Source organism: Rhodanobacter thiooxydans LCS2, assembly GCF_000264375.1.
Lineage (GTDB): Bacteria > Pseudomonadota > Gammaproteobacteria > Xanthomonadales > Rhodanobacteraceae > Rhodanobacter > Rhodanobacter thiooxydans.
The window spans coordinates 1-1,571 of record NZ_AJXW01000139.1 but is presented as its reverse complement, the minus strand read 5'-3'; the positions used below and the strand labels follow the sequence as shown (position 1 = coordinate 1,571).

Sequence of the window (1,571 nt, the reverse complement as noted above, 5' to 3'; positions counted from 1 at the left end):
CGTAATCGCGTGGACTCGCCCCCGCGCATTCAGGCATCGAGGTGCCAGTGGTGGTGAGCTAGTGCTACCAGCACAGTCACGCGAGGGCGAGCCCATGAAAAAGCTTACTGCCATAGCCATCGATTTGGCCAAGAATGTGTTTCAGGTTGCCGGCGAGAACGCCCGTTGTGAAGTGATCGTGTCCGAGCGACTGAAGTCGCGCCAGGCGATGCACAAATTCATCCAGACCCTGGAGCCGCCGCTGACGGTGGCGATCGAGACGGGGCCGGGCGCGCAAGCCTGGGCGCGGGAGATCGCGGCCCGCGGCGTCGAGGTCAGGATCTTGCCAGCGCAGCACACCGCGGCGCATCGCAGCGGCAACAAGAACGACGCCAACGATGCGCTGTCGATCCTGCGTGCATTGCACGATGTGAGCGTGCACCCGGTGCCGATCAAGACCCAGGACCAGTTGGCCATGCAGGCGTTGCACCGGGCCCGGCGCGGTTGGCGGCGGCGCATGACAGCGATCACCAACCAGGTGCGTGGTGTGTTGTTGGAACAGGGTGTGGTCATCGCCCGCGGCGATCTGGCGTTGGTGCGCAAGGTCGACCACACCCTGGAAGATGCCACGTTGCCGATCCCAGACCGTCTGCTTGCGCTGGTGGCCGACTTGATGGGGGAATGGCGCGGACTGGGCCAGCAGATGGCGGCGATCGACGGCGAGTTGGCGGTCTTGAGCCGCATCGATCCGGTCGCCAAACACCTGTGTCAGACCCGTGGCATCGGTCCCATCATATCCACCGCCATGGCCTGCAAGTCGCTCAATCCGGACCGATTTGCCAACGGCCGCCAGTTTGCCGCCTACTTCGGCATCACCCCCAGTCAGCACAGCAGTGGCGCCACCTTCCGGCTGGGTCGCATGAGTCGGCGCGGTGACACCTACCTGCGCAGCGCCATGATCGAAGGTGCCCACGCGGTGATCCGCCAAATCCGCCGTGATGCTACCGACCCCTATAGCCGCCGTATCCAGCGATGGGTCCAGCGTTGTGGCCGAAAGGGTGCCGCCGTGCGTCTGGCCAACCACAATCTGCGTGTCGTGTGGCTGCTGCTCAAACATCCCGACATGACCTTCTGCAGCGATCCGGCCCATCGCGGTACCCCAGCGAGGGAGGCTGCCATGCACTGAAAGGGGCGCCTCATCACGGCCTGCCCGAGGAGCCGGTCGTGGGCGGCGGCCGTCAATGGCTTCGCAAGCGCTGACGCGCCATTGACCGCCGCCGCTCACGACCCTCGGGTTCGGCAAGCCGTGATGCGGCTACGCGCGTCGACGCACCCGCCACCCCGTTTCTTGTCCCTTTGCGCGCTACCGCTGCTGTTTCGCTCGAATCACCCGGTCAGACCATCGTGGCATTAGGCCTTCCGCCCTACCGGCTCTTGCAGCCTCTTCGTAATCGGCCTTTCCACGAGCTCACCCGATGCCGGCCTGTGGTCCATCGACCACCTTCGTCAAGGCCTCATACATAAATGCAGCCCGTGCTTTCCTGCCCACGCAGCGGTTGACACCAGGGGCGAGTCCATACATAGGGCGGGCA

Annotated in this window: 1 protein-coding gene; it reads left to right on the top strand. The window is 64.7% G+C overall.

The window, feature by feature from the left end; genetic code table 11:
* The first annotated feature begins 94 nt into the window (after nucleotides 1-94).
* Nucleotides 95-1,165, top strand: a complete 1,071-nt coding sequence (locus UUA_RS18230; protein WP_008439670.1) for an IS110 family RNA-guided transposase — start codon at nucleotides 95-97, stop codon at nucleotides 1,163-1,165.
* Nucleotides 1,166-1,571: the final 406 nt, after the last annotated feature.

What these genes read in the sequence shown, in the direction of transcription:
- UUA_RS18230 (WP_008439670.1), top strand. Translation starts at nt 95, where the DNA reads ATGAAAAAGCTTACTGCCATAGCCATCGATTTGGCCAAGAATGTGTTT.